This window comes from Cronobacter universalis NCTC 9529 (assembly GCF_001277175.1).
Classification (GTDB): domain Bacteria; phylum Pseudomonadota; class Gammaproteobacteria; order Enterobacterales; family Enterobacteriaceae; genus Cronobacter; species Cronobacter universalis.
The window spans coordinates 517,609-543,564 of sequence record NZ_CP012257.1; the positions used below are offsets into that span (position 1 = coordinate 517,609).

The 25,956-nt window shown below is 58.9% G+C and carries 21 protein-coding genes; 9 read left to right on the forward strand and 12 right to left on the reverse strand.

Features of this window, described 5'->3' with window-relative positions:
• Window positions 1–10 precede the first annotated feature (10 nt).
• The 3 genes from uxaC to AFK65_RS02440 all read left to right on the forward strand — a co-directional run bounded on the left by uxaC (window position 11) and on the right by AFK65_RS02440 (window position 3,543).
• A complete protein-coding gene (gene uxaC / locus AFK65_RS02430; protein ID WP_007705156.1) occupies window positions 11–1,423 on the forward strand; it encodes a glucuronate isomerase in 1,413 nt (470 codons plus the stop codon).
• A 17-nt stretch (window positions 1,424–1,440) separates the two neighbouring features.
• Entirely contained in the window at window positions 1,441–2,928 is a 1,488-nt protein-coding gene (locus AFK65_RS02435) for a UxaA family hydrolase (protein ID WP_038858178.1), read from the forward strand.
• Between the two features lie 72 nt (window positions 2,929–3,000).
• Window positions 3,001–3,543 carry a YgjV family protein gene (locus AFK65_RS02440; protein ID WP_007705163.1) on the forward strand — a complete coding sequence of 181 codons (543 nt, stop codon included), beginning with the start codon at window positions 3,001–3,003 and terminating at the stop codon, window positions 3,541–3,543.
• Window positions 3,544–3,575: 32 nt separating this feature from the next.
• On the opposite strand, the gene sstT is transcribed toward AFK65_RS02440, so the two are convergent.
• The 4 genes from sstT to AFK65_RS02460 form a co-directional block, all read right to left on the reverse strand.
• Window positions 3,576–4,823 (reverse strand): serine/threonine transporter SstT, encoded by a 1,248-nt coding sequence (sstT, locus tag AFK65_RS02445; RefSeq protein WP_038858175.1) that lies wholly within the window; start codon window positions 4,821–4,823, stop codon window positions 3,576–3,578.
• A gap of 293 nt (window positions 4,824–5,116) precedes the next feature.
• Entirely contained in the window at window positions 5,117–6,085 is a 969-nt protein-coding gene (locus AFK65_RS02450; RefSeq protein WP_038858174.1) for a TerC family protein, read from the reverse strand.
• Between the two features lie 264 nt (window positions 6,086–6,349).
• A complete protein-coding gene (locus AFK65_RS02455) occupies window positions 6,350–7,348 on the reverse strand; it encodes a Gfo/Idh/MocA family protein (protein ID WP_007705184.1) in 999 nt (332 codons plus the stop codon).
• 83 nt (window positions 7,349–7,431) lie between these two features.
• Window positions 7,432–7,944, reverse strand: coding sequence for a M48 metallopeptidase family protein (locus AFK65_RS02460; protein WP_007705185.1), 513 nt, complete (start codon window positions 7,942–7,944; stop codon window positions 7,432–7,434).
• A gap of 85 nt (window positions 7,945–8,029) precedes the next feature.
• On the opposite strand from AFK65_RS02460, the gene rlmG reads away from it, so the two are divergent.
• Complete coding sequence (gene rlmG / locus AFK65_RS02465) at window positions 8,030–9,160, forward strand: 23S rRNA (guanine(1835)-N(2))-methyltransferase RlmG (RefSeq protein WP_007705186.1); 1,131 nt, start codon at window positions 8,030–8,032, stop codon at window positions 9,158–9,160.
• Between the two features lie 106 nt (window positions 9,161–9,266).
• Here the strand turns inward: rlmG and AFK65_RS02470 are convergent, their stop codons facing one another.
• Together AFK65_RS02470 and ygjG are read right to left on the reverse strand one after the other, a co-directional pair.
• Window positions 9,267–11,285: an NADPH-dependent 2,4-dienoyl-CoA reductase gene (locus AFK65_RS02470; RefSeq protein ID WP_038858173.1), complete on the reverse strand. Its 2,019-nt coding sequence runs from the start codon at window positions 11,283–11,285 to the stop codon at window positions 9,267–9,269.
• A 178-nt stretch (window positions 11,286–11,463) separates the two neighbouring features.
• Window positions 11,464–12,861 (reverse strand): putrescine aminotransferase, encoded by a 1,398-nt coding sequence (gene ygjG / locus AFK65_RS02475; protein ID WP_038858171.1) that lies wholly within the window; start codon window positions 12,859–12,861, stop codon window positions 11,464–11,466.
• A gap of 411 nt (window positions 12,862–13,272) precedes the next feature.
• On the opposite strand from ygjG, the gene AFK65_RS02480 reads away from it, so the two are divergent.
• The 3 genes from AFK65_RS02480 (at window position 13,273) to AFK65_RS02490 (ending at window position 17,869) form a co-directional block, all read left to right on the forward strand.
• Window positions 13,273–14,160: a diguanylate cyclase gene (locus AFK65_RS02480; RefSeq protein ID WP_007705218.1), complete on the forward strand. Its 888-nt coding sequence runs from the start codon at window positions 13,273–13,275 to the stop codon at window positions 14,158–14,160.
• Between the two features lie 192 nt (window positions 14,161–14,352).
• The gene (locus AFK65_RS02485; RefSeq protein ID WP_038858170.1) at window positions 14,353–15,876 is read left to right on the forward strand and encodes a methyl-accepting chemotaxis protein; all 1,524 of its coding nucleotides are present in this window, start codon (window positions 14,353–14,355) and stop codon (window positions 15,874–15,876) included.
• Between the two features lie 445 nt (window positions 15,877–16,321).
• A complete protein-coding gene (locus AFK65_RS02490) occupies window positions 16,322–17,869 on the forward strand; it encodes a methyl-accepting chemotaxis protein (protein WP_038858165.1) in 1,548 nt (515 codons plus the stop codon).
• 36 nt (window positions 17,870–17,905) lie between these two features.
• On the opposite strand, the gene AFK65_RS02495 is transcribed toward AFK65_RS02490, so the two are convergent.
• On the reverse strand, window positions 17,906–18,439 hold the full coding sequence (locus tag AFK65_RS02495) for a PadR family transcriptional regulator (RefSeq protein WP_038858164.1): 534 nt from the start codon (window positions 18,437–18,439) through the stop codon (window positions 17,906–17,908).
• A gap of 240 nt (window positions 18,440–18,679) precedes the next feature.
• Here AFK65_RS02495 and AFK65_RS02500 point away from each other — a divergent pair, with 240 nt between their 5' ends.
• Together AFK65_RS02500 and AFK65_RS02505 are read left to right on the forward strand one after the other, a co-directional pair.
• The gene (locus AFK65_RS02500) at window positions 18,680–19,444 is read left to right on the forward strand and encodes a siderophore-interacting protein (protein WP_038858162.1); all 765 of its coding nucleotides are present in this window, start codon (window positions 18,680–18,682) and stop codon (window positions 19,442–19,444) included.
• 123 nt (window positions 19,445–19,567) lie between these two features.
• Window positions 19,568–21,721 carry a YgiQ family radical SAM protein gene (locus AFK65_RS02505; RefSeq protein WP_007705236.1) on the forward strand — a complete coding sequence of 718 codons (2,154 nt, stop codon included), beginning with the start codon at window positions 19,568–19,570 and terminating at the stop codon, window positions 21,719–21,721.
• 49 nt (window positions 21,722–21,770) lie between these two features.
• On the opposite strand, the gene ridA is transcribed toward AFK65_RS02505, so the two are convergent.
• The 5 genes from ridA to AFK65_RS02530 form a co-directional block, all read right to left on the reverse strand.
• Entirely contained in the window at window positions 21,771–22,157 is a 387-nt protein-coding gene (ridA, locus tag AFK65_RS02510; protein ID WP_004388683.1) for a 2-iminobutanoate/2-iminopropanoate deaminase, read from the reverse strand.
• A 73-nt stretch (window positions 22,158–22,230) separates the two neighbouring features.
• Window positions 22,231–22,692 carry an aspartate carbamoyltransferase regulatory subunit gene (gene pyrI, locus AFK65_RS02515; RefSeq protein ID WP_007705241.1) on the reverse strand — a complete coding sequence of 154 codons (462 nt, stop codon included), beginning with the start codon at window positions 22,690–22,692 and terminating at the stop codon, window positions 22,231–22,233.
• Between the two features lie 10 nt (window positions 22,693–22,702).
• Window positions 22,703–23,638 (reverse strand): aspartate carbamoyltransferase, encoded by a 936-nt coding sequence (gene pyrB, locus AFK65_RS02520; protein ID WP_038858161.1) that lies wholly within the window; start codon window positions 23,636–23,638, stop codon window positions 22,703–22,705.
• Between the two features lie 254 nt (window positions 23,639–23,892).
• Complete coding sequence (locus tag AFK65_RS02525; RefSeq protein ID WP_007705244.1) at window positions 23,893–24,372, reverse strand: arginine repressor; 480 nt, start codon at window positions 24,370–24,372, stop codon at window positions 23,893–23,895.
• Window positions 24,373–24,541: 169 nt separating this feature from the next.
• Entirely contained in the window at window positions 24,542–25,945 is a 1,404-nt protein-coding gene (locus tag AFK65_RS02530) for a YfcC family protein (protein WP_007705245.1), read from the reverse strand.
• Window positions 25,946–25,956: the final 11 nt, after the last annotated feature.

The following is a 25,956-nucleotide window of genomic DNA, read 5'->3' on the forward strand; positions in this document are numbered from 1 at the left end:
GAAGCATAAAATGACCCCGTTCATGACCGAAGATTTCCTGCTCGACACCGAATTCGCCCGCCGTCTGTACCATGACTACGCTAAAGACCAGCCGATTTTCGACTATCACTGCCACCTTCCGCCGCAGCAGATTGCCGAAAATTACCGTTTTAAAAACCTGTATGACATCTGGCTGAAAGGCGACCACTACAAATGGCGCGCGATGCGCACCAACGGCGTGCCTGAGCGTCTGTGCACCGGCGATGCGAGCGACCGCGAGAAGTTCGACGCGTGGGCCGCGACCGTGCCGCACACCATCGGCAACCCGCTCTACCACTGGACGCATCTGGAGTTGCGCCGTCCGTTTGGCATTACCGGCAAACTGCTGTCGCCGAAAACCGCCGACGAGATCTGGAACCAGTGTAACGATCTGCTGGCCCAGGACGCGTTCAGCGCCCGCGGCATCATGCAGCAGATGAATGTGAAAATGGTCGGCACCACCGACGATCCGATCGATTCTCTGGAACACCACGCGACCATCGCCAAAGACAGCAGCTTTAGCGTCAAAGTGCTGCCGAGCTGGCGTCCGGACAAAGCGTTCAATATTGAGCAGGCGACTTTCACCGACTACATGGCGAAGCTCGCGGCAGTCTCCGATACCGATATCCGCCGCTTCAGCGACCTGCAAACGGCGCTGACGAAACGCCTGGATCACTTCGCGGCCCACGGCTGTAAAGTGTCGGATCACGCGCTGGACGTGGTGCTGTTTGCCGACGCCAGCGAAAGTGAGCTCGACAGCATCCTGGCACGCCGTCTGGCGGGCGAGACGCTCAGCGAGCAGGAAGTGGCGCAGTTTAAAACCGCGGTGCTGGTCTGGCTTGGCGCGGAGTACGCGCGTCGCGGCTGGGTGCAGCAGTATCACATCGGCGCGCTGCGTAATAACAACCAGCGCCAGTTCAAACTGCTCGGGCCGGATGTCGGCTTTGACTCCATCAACGATCGTCCGCTCGCGGAAGAGCTGTCAAAACTGCTGAGCAAACAGAACGAAGAGAACCTGCTGCCGAAAACCATTCTCTACTGCCTGAACCCGCGTGATAACGAAGTGCTGGGCACCATGATCGGCAACTTCCAGGGCGAAGGGATGCCAGGCAAGATGCAGTTCGGTTCCGGCTGGTGGTTTAACGATCAGAAAGACGGCATGGAGCGTCAGATGACCCAGCTCGCGCAGCTCGGCCTGCTGAGCCGCTTCGTGGGCATGCTGACCGACAGCCGCAGCTTCCTCTCCTATACCCGTCATGAATACTTCCGCCGCATTCTGTGCCAGATGATTGGCCGCTGGGTGGAAGCGGGCGAGGCGCCGGCGGATAGCGAACTGTTGGGCGAGATGGTGAAAAACATCTGCTTCAACAACGCTCGCGACTACTTCGCCATTGAACTCAACTAAGGCCCTTTGAGGTTGATATGCAATACATCAGGATCCATTCGCAGGATAACGTTGCGGTAGCGCTGGCGGATCTGCCCGAAGGCACGGTGATCGCCATCGACGGGCTGTCCGTCATGCTGTTGCAGCCGGTGACGCGCGGGCATAAGTTCGCGCTGCTGCCCATCGCACAGGGAGAGAACGTCGTAAAATATGGCCTGCCGATTGGTCATGCGCTGGCGGATATCGCGCCGGGCGAACATATTCACTCCCATAATACCCGCACCAATCTCAGCGATCTGGATGAATACAGCTATCAACCCGAAGCGCCTTATACGGGCGAGCAGATGGGCGATCGCGAGGTGCAGATCTACCGTCGCGCCAGCGGCGAAGTGGGGATCCGCAATGAACTGTGGATCCTGCCGACCGTCGGCTGCGTCAACGGAATCGCGCGCCAGATCCAGAACCGTTTCCTGAAAGAGACGCGCGACGCCGAAGGCACCGACGGCGTCTTTCTCTTCAGCCACACCTACGGCTGCTCGCAGCTGGGCGACGATCACATCAACACCCGCACCATGCTGCAAAACATGGTGCGCCACCCGAACGCCGGGGCGGTGCTGGTGATTGGTCTGGGCTGTGAGAACAATCAGGTGGACGCGTTTCGCGAGACGCTCGGCGATTTCGACCCTGCGCGCGTGCATTTCATGGTCTGCCAGCATCAGGATGATGAAGTGGAAGCGGGGCTTGAGCATCTGCATGCGCTGTATGACGTGATGCGTCACGACAAGCGCGAGCCGGGCAAGCTCAGCGAGCTGAAATTCGGGCTGGAGTGCGGCGGCTCAGACGGGCTTTCCGGCATTACCGCCAACCCGATGCTTGGCCGTTTCTCGGATTACGTCATCGCCAACGGCGGCACCACGGTACTGACCGAAGTGCCGGAGATGTTCGGCGCGGAGCGCATTCTGATGAGCCACTGCCGCGACGAAGCGACGTTTGAGAAAACCGTCACCATGGTGAACGACTTCAAACAGTACTTCATCGCGCACAACCAGCCGATTTACGAAAACCCGTCGCCGGGCAACAAAGCGGGCGGCATCACTACGCTTGAAGAGAAATCGCTCGGCTGCACGCAGAAAGCGGGCGCAAGCCAGGTCGTCGACGTGCTGCGCTATGGCGAGCGGCTGCATACGCCGGGCCTTAACCTGCTGAGCGCGCCGGGCAACGACGCTGTCGCCACCAGCGCGCTGGCGGGCGCGGGCTGCCATATGGTGCTGTTCAGCACCGGGCGCGGCACGCCCTACGGCGGTTTCGTGCCGACGGTGAAAATCGCCACCAACAGCGAGCTGGCGGCGAAAAAACCGCACTGGATAGACTTCGACGCCGGTCAGCTGCTGCACGGCACCGCGATGCCGCAACTGCTGGAAAAGTTTGTCGATAAAATTGTGGAAATCGCCTCCGGCAAAGAGACCTGCAACGAGAAAAACGATTTCCGCGAGCTGGCTATCTTTAAGAGCGGCGTGACGCTGTAGGCCCCGGACGACGTAATCATCAGACGGCGTTTCATTTATGAAGCGCCGTTTCTTTTTTGAGAGGGACGCTTTATGACCGCGTATTGGCTTGCTCAGGGCGTTGGGGTCATCGCCTTTCTGATTGGCATCACCACCTTTTTCAACCGCGACGAGCGGCGCTTCAAGCTGCAACTGGCGGTCTACAGCGCCGTCATTGGCGGGCACTTTTTCCTGATGGGCGCGACGCCTGCGGGGATGAGCGCGGAGCTGAACGCCCTGCGCACGGTGATTTCGCTGCGCACCCGCAGCCTGTGGATCATGACGCTGTTTATCGTGCTTACGCTGACGCTCGGGCTGGTGAAACTCCATCACCCCATCGAGCTGTTACCGATTATCGGCACCGTCGCCAGCACCTGGGCGCTGTTTCGCTGCACCGGGCTTACCACCCGCTGCGTGATGTGGTGTTCCACCGCCTGCTGGGTCACGCATAATTTCTGGATTGGCTCGATAGGCGGGACGCTGATTGAGGGCAGCTTTCTCATCATCAACGGGCTTAACATTATTAGGTTCTGGCAGATGCAAAAGCGCGGAATCGATCCGTTTAAGGTCGAAAAAGAGATAGTGCAGAAGCGGTAAAAGACGGCGGCCCGCAGACCGCCGGAGAGGGATTAGTTACGCAGCGCGTGGCTCGCAAGACGCGCGTCTTCCGCCTGGCACGCCGCCGCGGTGAAGAGCACGTCGGTGGAGGAATTCAGCGCGGTTTCGCAGGAGTCCTGCAACACGCCGATAATAAAGCCCACCGCGACCACCTGCATGGCGATATCGTTCGGAATGCCGAACATATTGCACGCGAGCGGGATCAGCAGCAACGAACCGCCCGCCACGCCCGACGCGCCGCAGGCGCACAGCGACGCCACCACGCTCAGCAGCAGCGCGGTCGGCACATCCACCGCAATCCCCAGCGTATGCACCGCCGCCAGCGTCAGCACCGTAATGGTGATCGCCGCCCCCGCCATGTTGATGGTCGCGCCGAGCGGGATAGACACCGAATAGGTATCGCGATCCAGATTCAGCTTCTCGCACAGCGCCATGTTGACCGGAATATTCGCCGCCGAGCTGCGGGTAAAGAACGCGGTCACGCCGCTTTCGCGCAGGCAGGCGAACACCAGCGGGTATGGGTTACGGCGGATTTTGGCAAACACAATCAGCGGGTTAATCACCAGCGCCACCAGGAACATGCAGCCAATCAGCACCATCAGCAGCTGCGCGTAACCCCACAGGGTATCGAAGCCGGTGGTGGCGAGCGTGGACGCGACCAGGCCGAAAATCCCGATGGGCGCGAAACGGATCACCAGCTTCACCATAAAGGTGACGGCATCCGACATATCATTCACCAGATTTTTGGTGGTGTCGTTGCCGTGACGCAGCGCGAAGCCGAGGCCCACGGCCCAGACCAGAATGCCGATGTAATTGCCTTTCAGCAGGGCATCAACCGGGTTCGCGACCATGCTGAGCAGCAGGTCGCGCAGCACGCCGACAATCCCGGTCGGCGGCGTGATATCCGTCGCGCCCGTGACCAGATGCAGCGTGGAAGGAAAGAGAAAGCTGAACAGCACGGCGGTCAGCGCCGCGGAAAACGTGCCCAGCAGATAGAGCCAGAGAATGGGGCGGATATTGGTTTTCTGCCCGTGTTTATGGTTGGCGATAGAGGCCATTACCAGCATCAGCACCAGTACCGGCGCCACGGCTTTCAGCGCGCCGACGAACAGCGTGCCGAGCAGTCCGACCGCGATAGCCGCGGGTTTGGAAAGCCAGGCCAGCAGAATACCGAGCACCAGCCCCACCAGAATCTGTTTTACCAGACTGCCCTGCGCCAGGCGGTGTAACAGGCCGCCGCCCTGAGATTGCGTAGTCATACCATTTCCTTCAGAAGTGATGTGGTTGCATCCCGCGCCGTGTTCTGTGCCACGTTGCGTCAGGATGTAACAAAAGTTTGCACAGATGAGTATAAGGATTTGGCTATGGCGGGAAAGGGGATAGTGCTGGATTTTCTGAATCGCTCCCGTTTTTTAACTGTCTCTTAACGTTATTGTGACAAAATCGGCAATTCCGTCATCGTACGCGTTGCAAAAGCGCGGGCAGCGAATAGCGGATAAAAAAACGCCGCCCGCAGGAGCACGGGCGGCGTCAAAGCCATGACGGCAAAACGTTATTCCGCCAGCTTTTTCTTGTCGTTGCGATGGTTAACCCAGGCGTTAATCACAAGCGTCGTGACCAGAATGCCGCCGACCACGCCAAGCGAAATGGCGATCGGGATGTGGTAGAAATCGACAATCAGCATCTTGATACCGATAAACACCAGGATCACCGACAGACCATATTTCAGCATCGAGAAACGCTCCGCCACGCCCGCCAGCAGGAAGTACATGGCGCGCAGGCCGAGGATCGCGAACAGGTTAGAGGTCAGCACGATAAACGGGTCGGTGGTGACCGCGAAAATCGCCGGGATGCTGTCCACCGCGAAAATCACGTCGCTCAGCTCCACCATGATCAGCACCAGCAGCAGCGGTGTGGCGTAGAGCAGGCCGTTTTTACGCACGAAGAAGTGCTCGCTCTCGATGCTGTCCGTCATGCGCAAATGCCCGCGCAGCCAGCGTACCAGCGGCTTGTCGCCGATGCCGCCTTCATCTTCTTTCGCGAGCGCCATCTTCACGCCGGTAAAGAGCAGGAACGCGCCGAACACATAGAGCAGCCATTCAAACTGCGTAATAAGCCAGCTGCCGGCGAAAATCATAATGGTGCGCAGCACGATAGCGCCCAGCACGCCGTAAATCAGCACCCGGCGCTGCAGCGCAGGCGGTACGGCGAAGTAGCTAAAGAGCATCAGCCAGACGAAGACGTTATCGACCGCCAGCGCTTTTTCGATGAGATAACCGGTCAGGAAGGCGAGCGCCTGGGTATCCGCCACTTCACGTCCGGCGGTGCCGGTGAGATACCACCAGAAGGCAGCGTTAAACAGCAGGGACAGCGAAACCCAGACGATGGACCAGGCGGCCGCCTGCTTCATGGTCATCGCGTGCGCGCCGCGGCGCCCCTGAAGCAGAAGGTCGATAGCCAGCATAATCACCACGACGACGGCGAAGCCGCCCCACAGCAAGGGAGTGCCGACAGTATTCATAAGCGAAATCCTCTAAACAAAAACGGCTAACGTCAGAAGACGTCAGCCGCTTTGCCTAAGAGCACCGCACAGACCTCGCCTTCCGGCAAGGTCTCACTTACAGCCGCCGCGTTACCGTGTGGATAACAGGCAGGCTGCCCGACGACCGGATGCGTGGCATCGTAATGACGACCGTCGGCAATGAAGTTACTCCCCTTTGCAAGTAACAAAATATTACAACACATTTGTGCGGTCAATGCGTTGCCGGGGCGCTTTTACAAAGCTTTACGCCGGCAGCGGCGCGCTCACATCATCTGCCGGGAACTTCACGCCCGTCTGGGCGCGAATTTCAGTGAGCAATTTCGCCGTCGCGCGGCTGACCGCGAGGCCCGGATGATTCACTTCGTTTGTCTCAACCAGGCGCGCGAAGGTTTCGGCTTCATAGAGCATCGTATTGATGTGCTGCGGCAGCGTCAGCTCCTGCGGTTTGCCGCCGCGCGGAATAAAGGTGATGCGCTGGCACTCGGAGAGTTTTTCAATCACCAGCGATCCCGCTTCGCCCTGAATTTCGCTCGGCAGCGCCGAGTCGCTCACTTTGGAGTGCAGCAGCGTGACGTCGAAATCGCCATAGTTCATCTGAACCACGCCGTGCGCGTCCACGCCGCTTGCCAGCAGGCTGGCGGTGGCTTTCACCTCATGCGGCTCGCCCCACAGCGCGACGGCGCTGGCGAGCGTATAGAAACCGATATCCATGATGGAGCCGTTAGAAAACGCCGGGTTAAACGTATTCGGGTTTTCGCCGTTGAGATAACGCGGGTAGCGCGACGAATACTGGCAGTAGTTAAACAGCACTTTGCGAAGCGCGCCCACTTTCGGCAGCGCCTGTTGCAGCGCGATGAAATTCGGCAGGCTGGCGGTTTTAAACGCCTCGAACAGCACGACCTGGTTTTCGCGCGCGCAGGCGATGGCCGCTTCCACTTCCCGCAGGTTAGAGGCCAGCGGCTTTTCGCAAATCACATGTTTTTTATGGTTCAGAAACAGGCAGGACTGGGAAAAGTGCAGGGCGTTGGGGCTGGCGAGGTAGACCGCGTCGATGGCGTCGCTTTCGGCCAGCGCCTCCAGCGAGGTGAAGAGATGCTCCACCGGGTAATCGCTCGCGAACGTCTGCGCCTGTTCAAGGCTGCGGGAGTAGATCGCGGTCAGGGTAAATTTGCCCGTCTCGTGGGCGGCATCGACAAACTGGCGCGTTATCCAGTTCGTTCCAACAACGGCGAAACGTATCATAAAGGCGTGTCTTCTCCGGCAGTGAATATCTTTTCAGAGTAACACGCGAAAATGACAAAACCAGTGCGCGCGGGCGCAGATTGTTAAGCCGTCTGCCCGCCGCCTTGCGTCAGCGCAAGCTGGGTCAGCCACAGGCGGGTATCGAATTCGAGCTGATGATATTGCGGCTCCATATGGCAGCACAGCTGATAAAAGGCTTTGTTATGTTCCTTTTCTTTAATATGCGCGAGCTCATGCACCACAATCATCCGCAGAAAATCCTCCGGCGCCTGGCGAAACACCGTGGCGACGCGGATCTCTGCCTTTGCCTTTAGCTTGCCGCCCTGCACGCGGGAAATCGCGGTATGCAGCCCGAGCGCGTGTTTCATGACGTGGATTTTATTGTCATACGCCACTTTATTGAGCGGCGGGGCGCTGCGCAGATAGCGGTTTTTCAGCCCCTGCGCATAGTCATAAAGCGCTTTGTCCGTGGTTATCAGGTGCTTGTGTGGATAACGCTTTTCAAGCACTTCGCCGAGGCGGTTCTGGTCAATCAGCGTGCGTACCTGGACAAGCAGAGATTCCGGGTAGCCCTGGAGATACGTCAGTGTGGTCATCACGGCCTCAGCGGGTGAAAAAAAGGTTTACTCAGGGGTGTAATTAAGGGATAAAACGCGCGGATTTTACCATTCGGGAGGGCCGATGAGCCAGGTGGAGTTACTCAATCAAACACTGACGCTGCAGCGTTTTCCGCCAATGCCGGAAGAGACGCCGCTGCAGGCCTGGGAGGCGGCGGATGAATACCTGCTGCAACAGGTCGAACAGCCCTCCGGTCCGGTACTGATTTTCAACGATAGTTTCGGCGCGCTCGCCTGCGCGCTGGCGGATGTGCGTCCGGTCAGCGTCAACGATTCGTTCATCGCCCATCAGGCCACGCGCCATAACCTGCGCCTGAACGATATCGACGAATCTCTCGTGACGATGCAGGACAGCCTGAGCCCGCTGCCCGCCGCACCGGAACTGGTGCTGATGAAGATCCCGAAACAGCTCGCGTTGCTGGAGCAACAGCTGCGCGCGCTGCGAAACGTGGTGACGCCGCAGACGCGCATTATCGCCGGTGCCAAAGCGCGCGATATTCATACCTCGACGCTGGCGCTGTTTGAAAAAATCCTGGGGCCGACGACCACGACGCTCGCCTGGAAAAAGGCGCGCCTGATCCATTGCGCCTTCAGCGCCCCGGCGCTTGCCGACGCGCCTGAAACCTTAAGCTGGAAGCTCGACGGCACGCCGTGGACGATTCATAACCACGCCAGCGTGTTTTCCCGCGCCAGTCTCGACATCGGCGCGCGCTTCTTTATGCAGCATCTGCCGGAAGCGGTGGAAGGCGAGATGGTGGATCTCGGCTGCGGCAACGGCGTGATCGGCCTGACGCTGCTGGCGCAGAATCCGCAGGCGCGGGTGCGGTTTGTCGACGAGTCTTATATGGCGGTGGCTTCGAGCCGTCTGAACGTTGAAACCAACCTGCCGGACGCGCTGGATCGCTGCGAGTTTCAGGTGAATAACGCGCTGACGGGCGTGGAACCGGAAAGCTTCCACGCGGTGCTCTGCAACCCGCCGTTTCACCAGCAGCACGCGATTACCGATCATATCGCCTGGCAGATGTTCCAGGACGCCCGCCGCTGCCTGAAATGGGGCGGCGAGCTGCGCATCGTCGGCAACCGCCATCTCGATTATTTCCGCAAGCTGAAAAAGATTTTCGGCAACTGCACCACCGTCGCGACCAACAATAAGTTTGTGGTGTTGAAGGCGGTGAAGCTGCGTAAAAGCCGCTGAGAAGGGCTTATGGCGGGGCGGTGGGTGCGCTACGCTTACCCACTCTACATCCTATAAGGGAGCCTCGATCGTAGGACGGGTAAGCGCAGCGCACCCGCCATATGCCTTAAATCTCCAGCGCCAGCTGCGTACCCTGGGCGATGGCGCGGCGGGCGTCGAGCTCCAGCGCCACGTCGCAGCCGCCAATCAAATGCACCGGCTTGCCCATCGCGCGCAGCGGGGCCGCGAGCGCCTGCTGCGGCTCCTGGCCCGCGCAAATAATCACGTTATCTACCTCCAGCACCTGTGCCTCGCCGTTGATCAACACATGCAGCCCGCGATCGTCGATGCGCTGATAACTCACCGCCGGAATCATCTTCACGCCGCGCGCCAGCAGCGTCGCGCGATGGATCCACCCGGTCGTTTTGCCAAGCCCGTCGCCCGGTTTCCCGGCGCGGCGTTGCAGCATCACTATCTGGCGCGGGCTTTTCGGCAACACCGGCCCTTCGGGGCGCAGGCCGCCCGGCGCGTTCAGGCTGGTGTCGATGCCCCATTCCACGCAAAACTCGGCGATATTCTGGCTGGTGGCTTCTCCCGGCTGGCTTAAATACATCGCGGTATCAAAGCCGATGCCGCCGCAGCCGATAATCGCCACCCGCTGCCCGACCGGCGCTTTATCGCGCAGCACGTCGAGATAGGTCAGCACGCTGGGGTGATCAATGCCTGCAATATCCGGCACGCGCGGCACAATGCCCGTCGCGAGCGCCACCTCGTCAAACTCCGCCAGCATCGCGGCATCGACGCGCGTGTTAAGCGCGAGCGTCACGCCGGTTACCGCCAGCATCCGGCGGAAATAGCGCAGCGTCTCGTAAAACTCCTCTTTGCCGGGGATCTGTTTAGCGATATTAAACTGCCCGCCAATCTCCGCACTCGCGTCAAACAGCGTCACGGCATGGCCCCGCTGCGCGGCGTTTACCGCGAACGAAAGCCCCGCCGGGCCGGCGCCCACCACCGCCAGCTTTTTCGGCGCGCGCGCAGGCACGCAGACCATCTCCGTTTCATGGCAGGCGCGCGGGTTCACCAGGCACGACGTGATTTTGCCCGCGAAAATCTGATCGAGACACGCCTGGTTGCAGCCGATGCAGGTGTTGATTTCCGCCTCGCGCCCGCTCGCGGCTTTAGAGAGCAGTTCGGCATCGGCCAGAAACGGTCGCGCCATCGAAACCATATCGGCGTCGCCCGCCGCGAGGATCGCCTCCGCCACATGCGGATCGTTAATCCGGTTAGTCGTCACCAGCGGCAGCCTGGTCTGCCCGCGCAGCTTGCGCGTCACCCAGGTAAACGCGCCGCGCGGCACCGGTGTGGCAATCGTCGGAATGCGCGCCTCGTGCCAGCCGATGCCGGTATTCAGCAGCGTCGCGCCCGCGGCCTCGACGGCGCGGGCAAGCTGCACGGTTTCATCGAAGGTCGACCCGCCCTCGACGAGATCCAGCATCGAGAGACGATAAATAATGATGAAGTCCTGGCCCACGCGCTCGCGCACCGCGCGCACCACTTCAACGGCGAAGCGCATCCGGCGTGCGTAGTCGCCGCCCCATTCATCCTCGCGCTGGTTAGTGCGCGCCGCCAGGAACTGGTTTATCAGATAGCCTTCGGAACCCATGATCTCCACGCCGTCGTAACCGGCCTCGCGCGCCAGCGACGCGCACCGCGCGAAATCCTCAATCAGCGCGAGTATCTCGTCATGGGTCAGCTCATGGGGCGCAAAGCGGTTGATCGGCGCCTGTAAGGGCGACGGCGCGACCGGGTGCGGCTGATAGCTGTAGCGCCCGGTATGCAAAATTTGCAGCGCGATTTTGCCGCCTTCGCGATGCACCGCGTCGGTAATGACGCGGTGATGGGGAAGATGGTGGGCGTCGTTAAGCACCGCGCCGCCCTGAATCGCCACGCCAGCGGGCGACGGCGCCACGCCGCCGGTCACAATCAGCGCCACGCCGTGGCGGGCGCGCTCGGCGTAAAAGGCCGCCAGCCGCCGCGCGCCGTCCGGGTGCTCCTCAAGCCCGGTATGCATTGAGCCCATCAGGACGCGGTTTTTAAGCGTGGTGAAGCCCAGATCGAGCGGGGCGAACAGCGACGGGTAGCTCATGATTGCACTCATCCAGTGTAAAATAATTGTTATGTGGTCGGATGAGTTAATGATTAAGCGATCGACGGCCAAAAGGGAAAGAGACAATCCGCTGATTGTGATGGCAATCAAATTTCAGGCGAGGGTGAAAAGGCGCCGCGCCTTCGCCGGACGAGAACGAAGGCGCGCTGCCTGAGGGTTAGCTTTCGGCGGCGACCGCCGCTGTGTTGTGAGCGGTGCTGAGCGTCTCAAGCGCCGTGCGCGCGGCGGCAAGCACCTGCTCGCACTGTTCAATGGTCAGCGTGAGCGGCGGCTCAATGCGGATCGTTTTGGCGTTGTTGAGCGTGCCCGCCACCAGCACGCGCTGGCGGAACATCTCGCTCGCGAAGCGGTAGCCGGTTTCGTTATCGACAAACTCAATGGCCATTAACATCCCGCGGCCGCGCGCCTCCTGCACCAGGTGAGGGTATTCACGTCCCAGCTGGCGGAAGCCGTCCAGCAACATGTCGCCTTTCTGCTCCGCCTGGGCGGGCAGGTTTTCTTCCAGCAGGACATGAATGGTGGCGAGCGCCGCCGCGCAGGCGAGCGGGTTGCCGCCAAACGTGGTGGTGTGCAGGAACGGGTTGTCGAGCAGCACCGAGAACACCTCTTCCGTCGCGACCGTCGCGCCAATCGGCATCACGCCGCCGCCGAGCGCTTTGGCAAGGCAGAGGATGTCCGGCTGCACGTTTTCATGCTCGCAGGCGAACATCTTGCCGGTGCGGCCCATGCCGGTCTGGACTTCATCGAGGATAAGCAGCGCGCCGTACTCATCGCACAGCTTGCGCACCGCCGGCAGATACCCCGGCGGCGGCAGGATCACGCCGCCTTCGCCCTGGATTGGCTCCAGGATCACCGCCGCCACGTCATCGCCGGTTTTCTTACATTCACTCAGCAGCTCGCGTAGCGCGTCGATATGGCCGAACGGCACATGGCGAAAGCCCGGCAGCAGCGGCATAAAGGGTTTGCGAAACGCCGCTTTGGCGGTGGCGGAGAGCGCGCCGAGCGATTTGCCGTGGAAAGCGCCGCTCGCGGCCACAAAAGTGAATTTGCCCCGCGGCGACTGATACGCTTTGGCGAGCTTAAGCGCCGCCTCGACCGATTCCGTTCCGCTGTTGCAAAAGAAGCTGTACTTGAGTTTGCCGGGCGTCAGCGCGGCGAGGGTTTTGGCGAGCATCGCTCTTAGCGGGTCGAGCAGCTCCTGGCTGTGCAGAGGCTGTTTCGCGAGCTGATTTTCTACGGCGGATACAACAACTGGATTACGGTGCCCCACGTTAAAAATGCCAAACCCACCCAGGCAATCGAGGAACTCCTGTCCCTGGGTGTCGACAAGCGTATTAAGACCTCCCGCCTGCCACTCTACGGCTCCGTAATCCCCGCCAGCGGTGACTGATTTTCGATACTCTAAAAAACCTGGGTTTACATGCTGCTGGAAGTAGTCGTGGACCTCCCGGTTAAGTGCTTTCATCTCCTCATGCGTCAGCGTGCGCTTTTCGATGAGATTCAGTGCGTGCGCGGTACAGGCAAGAGCCGAGGCGCTGTTAGGTAACCTGTTCAAAATGTGCCCCTTTGGATCGCGTATCACATGATACCGATATTAAGTATTGCAGCCTTTACGCCACATCGGCGTGGGGCGTGAAAATCGGGATAAACCGCTGTGAAGCCGCGGAGGCGGCGGCATGAAATCATTCCAAAAAAACCATTGCGGCGCTTAATGCTGCCACCGCGTAAAGCGTCTGTGCGGGCCAGGCGGCGTGTTGCACCATAACAGGGCGTCGGTGCGCGGCGATGGCGCAGCTGCGGGGAGATATTTCACCGGATGTTTTTCTGTATATAATTAACAGTAAATATATTTTAGTGGAGTAATCACACTATTTACTGATGTGCCGCCAGGTTCTTTTTCAAGCGCCTCTTTATTATTGCGCGTATTCCTGATAGCCAGGGTGGTTATTGTTTTTATGAGGTCAGCATGGATTTGCACCAGATAGATTTATCGTTAAACGAATTAAACCACGCCGTTAAATTACATTATGAGTGGACGGGGAAATTTTTAGAACTCGTCTTATTAGGTCGCGAACCAGATAACAGCTTTATTCATCCTCAGTCTCATCTTTCTTGTCGTTTCTGTCAGTGGATGACCAGGTGCGATAATAGTCCTTCCCGCTACGCTCGCTTTATTGAAAATATCAGCAAAGCGCATCAAACCATGCATGACACCGCGCACACGTTAATTCGATTGATTGCCGATAAACAGGTGGGCTCTGATGAACTCTACGCTTACCACGACGCGCAGCAGCAGTTTGTCGCCAGCATCGATGACTACCGCCAGCAGTTAATCTCACTACGCAACCGGCACGACATGCTTACCGGACTGCCGCTGCGTCAGCTGCTGTATGAAGATTTCGACTTCTTGCACAATAGCGCGCGTGAGCAGGCGCTGTGGCTGCTGATTATCGATATCGACCGCTTTAAAAAGGTCAATGATACCTACGGACATAACGCGGGCGATGACGTGCTGCGTGAGGTCGCGCAGCGGTTAAAAAGCGAAGCGCGCGACGGCGAGCGGGTGTATCGCTTCGGCGGCGAAGAGTTTATTGCGCTCCTTGCAGGGCATACGCAGGAAGAAGCGCGGGAAGCGGGGTTGCGGCTCTGCGGGTGTCCCGCCCGGCTTCCGATAACGCTCAACGACGAGAGTCTGCAAGTGACGGTTACGGGCGGTTTAACAGGCATAAGGCGGGACGAGACGCTGCATGAGGCAATTGGTCGTGCGGACGATGCTATGTATTTCGGGAAAAATAATGGACGTAACCGCTGTATTCTGACGCTCGACGGGCTGATGCGAGAAACGCTGAAATAACACAAGTGTATTATTCACCGTGGTAAATAATTGCGGATATAAATTATCGGCGGCGTGCATAAAAAAATGACCGCGAAATGTTTAATTTGCGAGCTGAATCGTATTTAACAGCTAAAGATAATTTATATATCGCCGACATAACAAGGCAGAAAAAAGATTAACAATTGGATAACCTGCCTAAGGACGCCGTTTATGTCTTCTCAGCCGTTCGTTACGCAACGCGACGTTGCGCTCGCTAACGACACCACGCTTATGTCTACCACCGATCTGCAAAGCTATATCACCCACGCCAACGACGCCTTCATCGAGGTAAGCGGGTACACCTCTGAGGAGCTGACCGGCAGCCCGCACAACATGGTGCGTCATCCGGATATGCCGAAAGCGGCTTTCGCCGATATGTGGTACACGCTGAAGCAGGGCGAGCCCTGGACCGGCATCGTGAAAAACCGCTGTAAGAACGGCGATCACTACTGGGTGCGCGCTAATGTGGCGCCGATGGTGCGCGGCGGAAAAATGACCGGCTTTATGTCGATTCGCACCAAAGCCAGCGCGGAAGAGATAGCCGCCGTCGAGCCGCTCTATAAAGCGCTGCGCGAAGGGCGCAAACCGCGCCGTCTGTTCAAAGGCCTGGTGCTGCGCAATGGCTGGTGGGGAAAACTTCCTGCGCTGCCGTTGCGCTGGCGCCTGCGCGGCGTGATGGCGGCGCTGTTTATCGCCTGGACGGCGGTCATGGCCTGTACCGGCGCGCCTTTGCTGGCCCCGACGCTTGCCGCAGCGGTAATGCTGGCGCTCGGCGGCGCGGCGCTGGAGTGGCAGATTGTTCGCCCGATTGAAAACGTGGCGCGTCAGGCGCTGCGCATCGCGACAGGCGAGTCGCAAAGCATCGCGCATCTTAATCGCGTCGATGAAGTCGGCGTGACGCTCCGCGCCATCGGGCAGCTGGGGCTGATGTGCCGCTGGCTGATGAATGATGTGTCAGGCCAGGTGAGCAACGTACGCAGCGGCAGCGAAACGCTGGCGCGCGGCAACGACGACCTCAACGAGCGCACCCGCCAGACGGTGGTTAACGTGCAGCAAACCGTCACCACTATGAACCAGATGGCGGCGTCGGTGCAGAACAACTCCGCCACCGCGGCGGCGGCGGATAAGCTCTCCAGCGAGGCGAGCGACGCCGCGCGTCTCGGCGGACAGACGATGGAGACCGTGGTCAACACCATGGATGAGATTGCCGACAGCACGCAGCGCATCGGCTCCATCACGGCGCTCATTAATGACATCGCGTTCCAGACCAACATCCTGGCGCTCAACGCCGCCGTGGAAGCGGCGCGCGCGGGCGAGCAGGGCAAAGGCTTCGCCGTCGTGGCGGGCGAAGTGCGCCATCTGGCGAACCGCAGCGCGAACGCCGCCAACGATATCCGCAAGCTGATTGACGCCAGCGCCAGCAAAGTGGAGTCCGGTACGGTGCAGGTGCATGAAGCGGGGCGCACGATGCAGGATATCGTCAACCAGGTGGAAAACGTGACGCGCCTGATAGGCCAGATAAGCCAGGCGACGACCGAACAGGCCGACGGGCTTTCCGATCTTACCCGCGCCGTGGCGGAGCTGGACGCCATTACCCGCAAGAACGCGGCGCTGGTGGAGGAGAGCGCGCAGGTTTCTTCGATGGTGAAACACCGCGCCGGCCGTCTCCAGGATGCCGTGACCGTACTGCATTAATTTTGGCTAAAGGCGGCGCGATGCCGCCTTTTAGCTCCTCTGCGAGCCTCAAAGATTTATCAATTTGTGCCCTTTTTAATACCCGCTTTATTTGTTGCTCTAATGTTAAGGATAAATTAAATAAATGTATTTAATTTAAACCCTTTCTTTTAAATTGTTTTTCCCATCTTCCTGAACCCACAGAAAAAAACCTTTCCGCTTCGCTGTAATTAATTGCGCAATTAAGTGATCGGGCGCACATTTGGCCGATCAATAGCCGCTTATTAATAGCCGCTGGCTATTGTTAAGTGGATTTATCAAAGAAAAAAACGATCAAAGTCATAAAGTTACAAAAGGGCCTGACGATAACGACCTTTGTCGATCCCCGCAGGTTCGGCGGATCACGTTATCCATCGCTGCGATTTCCGTTTCGCCAGCGCAAAATAACCCGTTCAACGGAGTGAATATGTCCATCCGCGATATTAAAATCCGCACAAAGCTTATTTTCGCTTTTGCCTTTTTTATTGTTTTGTTACTTATCAGCGCCGGTTTATCACTCGGCAGTCTGAGCCAGGCCAATAATAATATTCAGCAGGTTATCGCTGAGGATTATCCCACTACCGTAAAAGCCAATCAGCTTATTGAGAATTTCCAGAGCTTCGTCAGTACGCAGCAATTAATGCTGATGGACGAGAACCAGCGCTGGACAACGCAGTCGGAGGCGCAGCTCAGCGCCATCAGCGGGCGTATCAGCGCGCTGCTGACGGACCTGAATAAAACGCTGACCGATGACGCCTCGCGTCAGGCGCTGGCGCAAATCGCCGACGTACGTAAGCAGTATCTGGCTTCGCGGTTTCGCATTCTCGATGCGGTAAAACGCAACGACCGCAACGCGGCGCTGGAGGAGATGATGTCCACCACGCTGGCGCTTCAGAACGAGTACAAATTGCGCGTCCAGGCGCTGATTAAAATTCAGGACAGCCATATGCGCGAGGCGGGCGTGACGGTCGCGAAAGATTTCAGCAACAACCGTGCGCTGACGATCGGCCTGACGCTGCTGTGCGTGGTGCTGGGCTCGCTGATGGGCGGACTGCTTGTACGCGCCATTACGCGCCCTCTCGATCAGGCGGTGCGTTTTGCCGGGGCGATTGCCGAAGGCGATCTTACCCGCTCGGTGGAGATACAGTCGCGCGATGAAACCGGCGTGTTACTGAATGCGCTGATGGATATGAAGCAGCGTCTGCAGGCGATTGTGCAGGAGGTACAGTACAGCGCGGAAAGCATCTCCAGCGCGGCGTCGCAGATTGTCGCGGGCAATCAGGATCTGGCGGCGCGCACCGAAGAGCAGGCGAGCTCCGTGGAGCAGACCGCCGCCTCGATGGAGCAGATCACGTCAACCGTGAAAAACACCGCCGATAACACCAGCGAGGCGACGCGGCTCTCCTCCGACGCGGCAAGCGTGGTGAAACGCAACGGCGAGATGATGCAGCAGGTGACCGACAAAATGCGCGTTATTCGCGGCACGTCGGATCGGATGTCGGATATCATCAACCTGATCGATTCCATCGCGTTTCAGACCAATATCCTGGCGCTGAACGCCGCCGTGGAAGCGGCGCGCGCGGGTGAACATGGCCGTGGCTTCGCGGTGGTGGCGGGCGAAGTGCGACAGCTGGCGCAGAAGAGCGCGTCATCGGCAAGCGAGATCCGCGCGCTGATTGAAGACTCGACCGGCCAGACCCGCGAAGGTATGGAGCTGGTGGAAAAAGCGAGCGGTCTGCTGAACGGTATGGTGGCAAACGTCGGGGAAATGGACACGATCCTGCGAGAAATCGCGCAGGCGAGCCGTGAACAGACCGACGGTATTTCGCAGATTAACAGCGCCATCGGCATGATTGACACCACCACCCAGCAAAACTCCGCGCTGGTGGAGGAATCGGTCGCGGCGGCATCTTCGCTTAATGACCAGGCGCATAACTTAAAAGAGATGGTTAAAGTATTCCGTCTCAGCGCCTGATAAAACAACGGCGGTGGCCTGCCACCGCCGTTGGCGTTAATCGAGCTGGGAGATCGCCAGCGCCGCCCGGTCAATAATCCCGATAATCTGTTTTAACGTCTCCGGGCTGATTTCCGCCTGATTCACTTTTAAATCCAGCACCGCTTTCATGTTGTCGAGCGCCCGTTTCATTTGCGGATCTTTACGCAGTTTGTGCCCGATGGCGCGCGCCCGCATCCGCGCCTGAATATGCTCCAGCGCCTCGCGGTTCTCCCCAAGCCACGCGCGGCCCGCGTCGGTAATCGCGATTTTCTTTCGGCCGTTTTCTTCGTCGTGCAGCACCACAAACCCTTGCGCCTCCAGCGCGTCGAGCGTCGGGTAGACCACGCCGGGGCTCGGCGCGTAATGGCCTGCGGTCAGCGTGTCGATGGCTTTGATGAGTTCATAGCCGTGGCTCTCGCCGGCGCACAGGATATCCAGCATCACCAGCCGCAGTTCGCCGTTGCCGAAAAAGCGCGGGCGACGATGGCCGTCCGGCCCGTGACGGCCCTCGCGGCGGGGGGATGAAGCGTGGCGGTCGTCTGAGCGCATAAGGGATCTCCGGTTTAAACAGATATATCTTAACTATATCTTTTTTTGCTGACGGATGTCTTTCTAAAATCCAGTTTATAAATAATACGCTGTTTATAAAGGGTTTAATTATTGAGCTTTGCGTGATGTGCGGTTTCTGCCCTAGCTATCGAAAAATCACTTGCCATTTCCGTTGTTGGCAATCATTATCATTTACGACAATTTAGATATATCTAATTTACCGTTTACGTTGGCAGGTTGATGATGAATCAGACAACTCCATTCCCGCAGCGCGTGCGCAACGAACTGCGTTTTCGTGAAATTACCGTACTTAAAAGCGAACACGTCAGCGGCTTTCAGCGCATCGTGTTTGGCGGCGACGCGCTGGCAGGCTTTACCTCGCGCGGCTTCGACGACCATATCAAAGTGTTTTTCCCGCAGGACGGCGCGCCGTTTGTGCCGCCTGACGTCACCGATGAGGGCATCGTCTGGGCAGGCGACGTGCGACCGCCGTCGCGCGACTACACGCCGCTGTTTGACGAGGCGAGCCAGCAATTAACTATCGATTTTTACGTGCATGAATCTGGCGTGGCGAGCGACTGGGCGGTGGCGGCCAAACCCGGCGACACGCTCTGCATCGGCGGGCCGCGCGGCTCGTTAGTGGTGCCGGAAGATTACGCCTGGCAGCTCTACGTGTGCGATGAATCCGGGATGCCCGCGCTGCGCCGCCGCCTTGAGGCGCTCCGCGCGCAGGCGAAACCGGTGCAGGTGGAGGCTATCGTGACGGTGGCGAATGAGACGCTGAAAGGCTACCTGGCGCACCTCGGCGAATTTAACATCCAGTGGGTGATCGGCCACGACGCCCAGGCGGTGGAAGCGAAACTGGCGGCGCTGACGGTGCCAGAGGACAATTACTACCTCTGGGTAACCGGCGAAGGCAAAGTCGTTAAGCGCTTAAGCGAGCCGTTTGAAGGGCGCGTCAACCCCCAGCTGATGCGCGCCGCGGCGTACTGGCACAGCAAGTAATCCTGTCCTCTGCGGGAAAGGGCGCTGGCGCTTTTTTCCGCAGAATAACCCTTCTTTTTTTGTTGCTTTCGGACGTATAATCGCCGCCCTTTGTCGATTCTTTTGCCTTTTTCCGGAAGCACTATGAGTTCCCTGAGCCTGATCCAGCCGGATCGCGATCTGTTCTCCTGGCCGCAGTACTGGGCCGCCTGCTTTGGGCCTGCGCCCTTTTTACCGATGTCGCGCGAGGAGATGGACCAGCTCGGCTGGGACAGCTGCGACATTATTCTCGTCACCGGCGACGCCTACGTCGATCACCCGAGCTTCGGCATGGCCATTTGCGGCCGTATGCTGGAGGCGCAGGGCTTTCGCGTCGGGATCATCGCGCAGCCGGACTGGAGCAGCAAAGACGACTTCATGCGCCTTGGCAAACCGAACCTGTTTTTCGGCGTCACCGCCGGGAACATGGATTCGATGATCAACCGCTACACGGCGGATCGCAAACTGCGCCATGACGACGCCTACACGCCGGATAACGAAGCCGGGAAACGCCCGGATCGCGCAACCCTGGTCTATACCCAGCGCTGTAAAGAGGCCTGGCGCGACGTGCCGGTGGTTCTGGGCGGCATCGAGGCGAGCCTGCGCCGCACCGCGCATTACGATTACTGGTCTGATACCGTGCGCCGCTCGGCGCTGGTGGATGCCAAAGCCGACATGCTGATTTTCGGCAACGGCGAGCGTCCGCTGGTGGAAGTGGCGCACCGTCTGGCGATGGGGGAGCCCATTACGTCTATCCGCGATGTGCGTAATACGGCGATCGTGGTGAAAGAGGCGCTGCCGGGCTGGGCGGGTGTGGATTCCACGCGTCTCGACACGCCGGGGCGCATCGATCCGATCCCGCATCCGTATGGCGACGATCTGCCGTGCGCCGATGGCAATAAACCGGAAAAACCGGCGGCGAAAGCCGTTACCGTTCAGCCGCCGCGCCCGAAGCCGTGGGAGAAAACCTACGTACTGCTGCCGTCGTATGAAAAAGTGAAGGGCGATAAAGTGCTCTACGCGCACGCCTCGCGCATTCTGCATCATGAAACCAACCCCGGCTGCGCCCGCGCGCTGATGCAAAAGCATGGCGATCGTTATATCTGGATCAACCCGCCTGCGATCCCGCTCTCCACCGAAGAGATGGACAGCGTGTTTGCGCTGCCGTACCAGCGCGTACCGCACCCGGCTTACGGCACAAAACGCATTCCCGCTTATGAGATGATCCGCTTCTCGGTGAACATTATGCGCGGCTGCTTTGGCGGCTGTTCGTTCTGCTCTATTACCGAGCACGAAGGGCGCATTATCCAGAGCCGCTCGGAAGACTCGATCATTAATGAGATAGAGGCGATCCGCGATTCAGTGCCCGGTTTTACCGGGATTATCTCCGATCTCGGCGGGCCGACGGCCAATATGTATATGCTGCGCTGCACGTCGCCGCGCGCCGAGCAGACCTGCCGCCGTCTGTCGTGCGTCTACCCGGCGATCTGCCCGCATATGGATACCGATCATACGCCGACGATCAACCTCTACCGCCGCGCGCGGGATCTCAGGGGCATCAGGAAGATCCTGATCGCCTCCGGGGTGCGCTACGATCTGGCGGTGGAAGATCCGCGTTATATCAAAGAGCTCGCGACGCACCACGTCGGCGGTTATCTGAAGATTGCCCCGGAGCATACCGAAGAGGGACCGCTGTCAAAAATGATGAAGCCGGGCATGGGCAGCTATGACCGCTTTAAAGCACTGTTCGACACCTATTCCAGACAGGCGGGCAAAGAGCAGTATTTGATCCCGTACTTTATCTCCGCGCACCCCGGCACGCGTGACGAAGATATGGTGAACCTGGCGCTGTGGCTGAAAGCGCGCCGTTTCCGGCTCGATCAGGTGCAGAACTTCTATCCGTCGCCGCTCGCCAGTTCCACCACGATGTATTACACCGGCAAAAACCCGCTCGGGAAAATCGGCTACAAAAGTGAAGACGTGGTGGTGCCGAGAGGCGATCGCCAGCGCCGACTGCACAAGGCGCTGCTGCGCTATCACGATCCGGCCAACTGGCCGGTTATTCGCGAGGCGCTGGAGGCAATGGGCAAAAAGCATCTGATAGGTTCGCGCCGCGACTGCTTAGTGCCTGCGCCGACCATCGAAGAGATGCGCGCGGCGAAGCGTCAGTATCGCAACACGCAGCCCGCGCTGACCAAACATACGCCGGTAAACGTTTCGCGCCAGAGCCCACCCAAAGCGAAGAAAACGGCGCGCTGAGCCCATAAAAAAAGCACCGCTCGCGGTGCTTTTTTTACGTCAGACGCGATTAGCGACGTACGGCGATCGCTTCGATTTCGATTTTCACATCTTTCGGCAGACGCGCCACTTCCACGCAGGAGCGCGCCGGGAAGGTGGCGTTATGCTCGGTGAAAAACGCTTCGTAAGTGGCGTTAACGGTCGCGAAGTCGTTCAGATCTTTGACGAATACCGTGGTTTTCACGATATCGCCGACTTTCAGGCCGGCGGCTTCGATAATCGCTTTCACGTTATCCAGCGACTGACGCGCCTGGGCGGCGATATCGTCCGGCACGCTGCCGGATTTCGGGTCGACCGGGATCTGACCGGAGGTGATAACCATGTTGCCCAGATCGACGGCCTGAACGTAAGGACCGATAGCGGCAGGGGCGTTTTCCGTGGCGATAGTGCGGGACATAATTTCTCCTGAAGTTAACAGCGGTAAGGCTCCCGCTCATTATAGGGAGCCGCAAGGCCATTGCCAGCCACAATTAATCCGCCAGCACGACGTGACGGGCGAACTCTTTCTCGCAATATTTGCACTTCAGTTGCACCGCGTCGTCGCGCGTTTTCACGGCAAAGCTGGAGGAGACCGGCTCGGTACGGCTGATGCAGTTGCCGTTCGGGCAGACCAGCACGTTCTCGATACGATCCGGCAGGCTCGGCTTGCTTTTGCCTACCACTTCATAATCGTCGATGCGGTTCACCGTCGCCTGCGGCGCATACAGCGCGAGCTGGTTCACCTGCTCGTCGGTCAGGAAGGTGTTTTCAATCTTGATTAAATCTTTGCGGCCCATTTCGCCGGAGGGCAGGTTAAGGCCGATAGTGATGCGCTGATCGGTTTCGGTAAGCTTAAACAGAGAAAGCAGCTTGAAGCCGACCTGCGCCGGAATATGGTCAATCACCGTGCCGCGGCGAATGGCTTCTACCTGAAGTTTATTGTCATGAGTCATGGGCTTCTCCTTACAGAGCTAAATCGCGATTCAGTACCAGCGCCAGCAACGCCTGACGGGCGAAAATACCGTTGCCCGCCTGCTGGAAATACCAGGCGTGGGGCGTTTTATCCACGTCGGTTGTGATCTCATCGATGCGCGGCAGCGGGTGCAGCACTTTCATATTGTCGCGCGCGCCCTGGAGATCGGCGGCGCGCAGCACAAACTGGGCCTTCACGTTGGCGTATTCCGACGGGTCGAGACGCTCTTTCTGCACGCGGGTCATGTAGAGAATATCCACTTCCTGCACCACATCCTCGATGGCGCTGTGCAGGCTCCACGGGATGCCTTTCTCATCAAGCATATCGAGAATGTATTGCGGCATCGCCAGCGCGTCCGGGGCGATAAAGCAGAAGCGGTTGCCGTTGAACTTCGCCAGCGCCTGCGCCAGCGAATGCACGGTGCGGCCATATTTCAGGTCGCCCACCATCGCGATGGTGAGGTTCTCAAGACGCCCCTGCGTCTCCTGGATGGTAAAGAGATCCAGCAGCGTTTGCGTCGGGTGCTGGTTGGCGCCGTCGCCCGCATTCAGCACCGGCACGCCGCCGGAAAATTCGGTCGCCAGACGCGCCGCGCCCTCCTGCGGGTGGCGCATTACGATGGCGTCCACATAGGTGCTGATGACTGAAATGGTGTCCGCCAGCGTTTCGCCTTTTTTGCCAAGCGAGGTGTTGCTGCTGTCGGAGAAGCCGACCACCGCCGCGCCCAGCCGGTGCATGGAGGTTTCAAACGACAGGCGGGTGCGGGTCGAAGCTTCAAAGAAGCAGCTGGCGATCACTTTGTGCTTCAGCAGCTCCGGCTGCGGGTTCGCTTTCAGCTTCGCCGCCGTCTCCAGCACCAGCTCAAGCTCGGCGCGGCTGAGATCGTTGATGGAAATAATATGTTTTTGATAAAGCGGATTAGCCATTTCTGTCTCCTCTTTAGGCCGGCGGACAAACGCTGGACAAAAAAAAGCCCCTCATTGAGGGGCTTTTAACAGCAATTCAGGAACGGAAAGAGCAACGGCCTGGCCGTCAGCTTTCTGACGACGCGGTAAGACAAATTGTCGAACACACTGGACCATGCTTCCCTCCGGCAAATTGCCCGGCATTATACGCATGTGCGTTTAGCTGACAAGCAGGAAATGCACACTTTGCCATCAGGAATCGATTGCAGTGAATATTAATGCGTTTTAAGTAAATAATTAATGCGTTTGTGCACCAGCGCGGTGCGCTTCACATCGCGTGGCGCTATCCAGACGATACTGCTACCGGCCACCACGCCTAAGATCTCCGGCAGGGCGTGATAATCCAGCACTTTCGCCACCGCCCGGCCATAGCCCGCCACCGTATGGACAAGGATAAATTCGCTGTTATGTTCAACGCTCACCACCATTTCCGAGATAGAGCGCGCCGCGTCCGGCGCGGGTTGCAACAGTGGGTTCAGGGAATAAATTTTTTGGCCTTTGGCGTTGCGGATTTTAATCACGCCGAGCAGTTTCAGCAGGCGTGAAACGGAGGACTGGCTGATATTGTCAAACCCCTGGCGCTGCATATCGCGCCGGATCTCCTCCTGGGAGCAATAGGTTTTATTGCTGATGAGCCGCTGGCACATCGCCATCTGCTCCTGCTCTTTTCCGGAATAATCACCGTAATCCTTCATGGACAGCCACTCCTTACGTTGATGAAAGTTGAAGAAAAACGATATTGTTTTCCCGGCCCGTGTTCAGGGGAACCACAATCACCTGACGATGCACGGGCTTTTTCAGAAGTGGGAGGCGTTTCATGCGGCGCGACGCCCCTGGTTGACAGCGCCGCAACGCCATGTATGGCTAAAACAGCGCGCCGAGGCTGAGCGCGGCCATGTTCAGCACCGTCAGAATCAATATGAGCGGCGCGACCCATTTCAGATAACGCACATAAGGCACGCGGGCGATAGCGAGACCGCCCATCACCACCGCCGAAGTGGGCGTAATCAGATTCACGATGCCGGAGGCGGACTGATAGGCGGTGACCACCAGGTCGCGGCCTACGTGGGCGAAATCAGCGAGCGGCGCCATAATCGGCATGGTCAGTACCGCAAGGCCGGAGGAGGACGGCACCAGAAACGAGAGCACCACTTCAATCCAGTACGTCACGTTAATAAATACCGTGGTGGAGAGCCCGGAAACCAGGTTTTCCGCGCTGTGCAAAATGGTGTGGGTGATCATGCCGTTATCCATCACCACCACAATGCCGCGCGCGATGCCGATGATCAGCGCCACGCCGAGCAGATCCCGCGCGCCGTCGATAAAGGTGCTGGTGAAGGCTTCTTCGCTCATGCGCGCCACCACCCCGGTGATAATGGCCGCGGCGAGAAACACGCCGGAAATCTCGCCCATCCACCAGCCGCGCACCGCCACGCCGTAAATCATCACCGCAAACGAGGCGGCGAAAATCACCAGAATGATTTTGCGCGTGGCGGTGAAGGGGAGCATCTCGCCGGAGCGGCTGCCGAGAAAGTGCGCGCGGTTAGCTTCCCACTGATCCGCCACCACAGAACGCGACGGATCCTGACGCACGCGGCGGGCGTAACGCATCACCCACAACACGCAGATAATCCAGCCAATCACCAGCAGCGCCACGCGCAGCCAGATGCCGCTGGTGAACGGAATACCGGCGGCGTTGGCGGCAATCACCGTCGCGAAGGGGTTAATGGTGGAGCCGAGCGTGCCGATGCCCGCGCCGAGCAGCACCGTGGCGGCGGCGACCAGCGGGTCGAAGCGCGCGGCCATCATCACCGGCACCAGCAGCGTATAAAACGGCAGCGACTCTTCCGCCATGCCGTAGATGGTGCCGCCTGCGGCGAACAGCGCCATCAGTATCGGGATCATCCACTCTTCTTTGCCGTGCAGCCGCTCGGTGACGCGCTCGATACCGGCGTCAATGGCGCCGGTTTTATTCACCACGCCCAGAAAGCCGCCGATGATCAGCACAAACAGCGCCACGTCGATGGCGCCAGCGGTGTAGGTCACATGGTTATAAAGGCCATCCACCGGGGCCAGCAGAATGGCGGTGATGCCCTGCGGATGGGCCTCGACGGGCGCGTACGTACCGGCGACCGGCACCTCTTTGCCGAGCGTGTCGTTCATCGCCATCTGGTATTTCCCGGCAGGCACGACCCAGGTGAGCGCCGCGACCAGCGCGATAAGCACAAACAAAATGGTGTAAGCGGAAGGAAATTTGAACCTGTGCATGAGGGTATCTC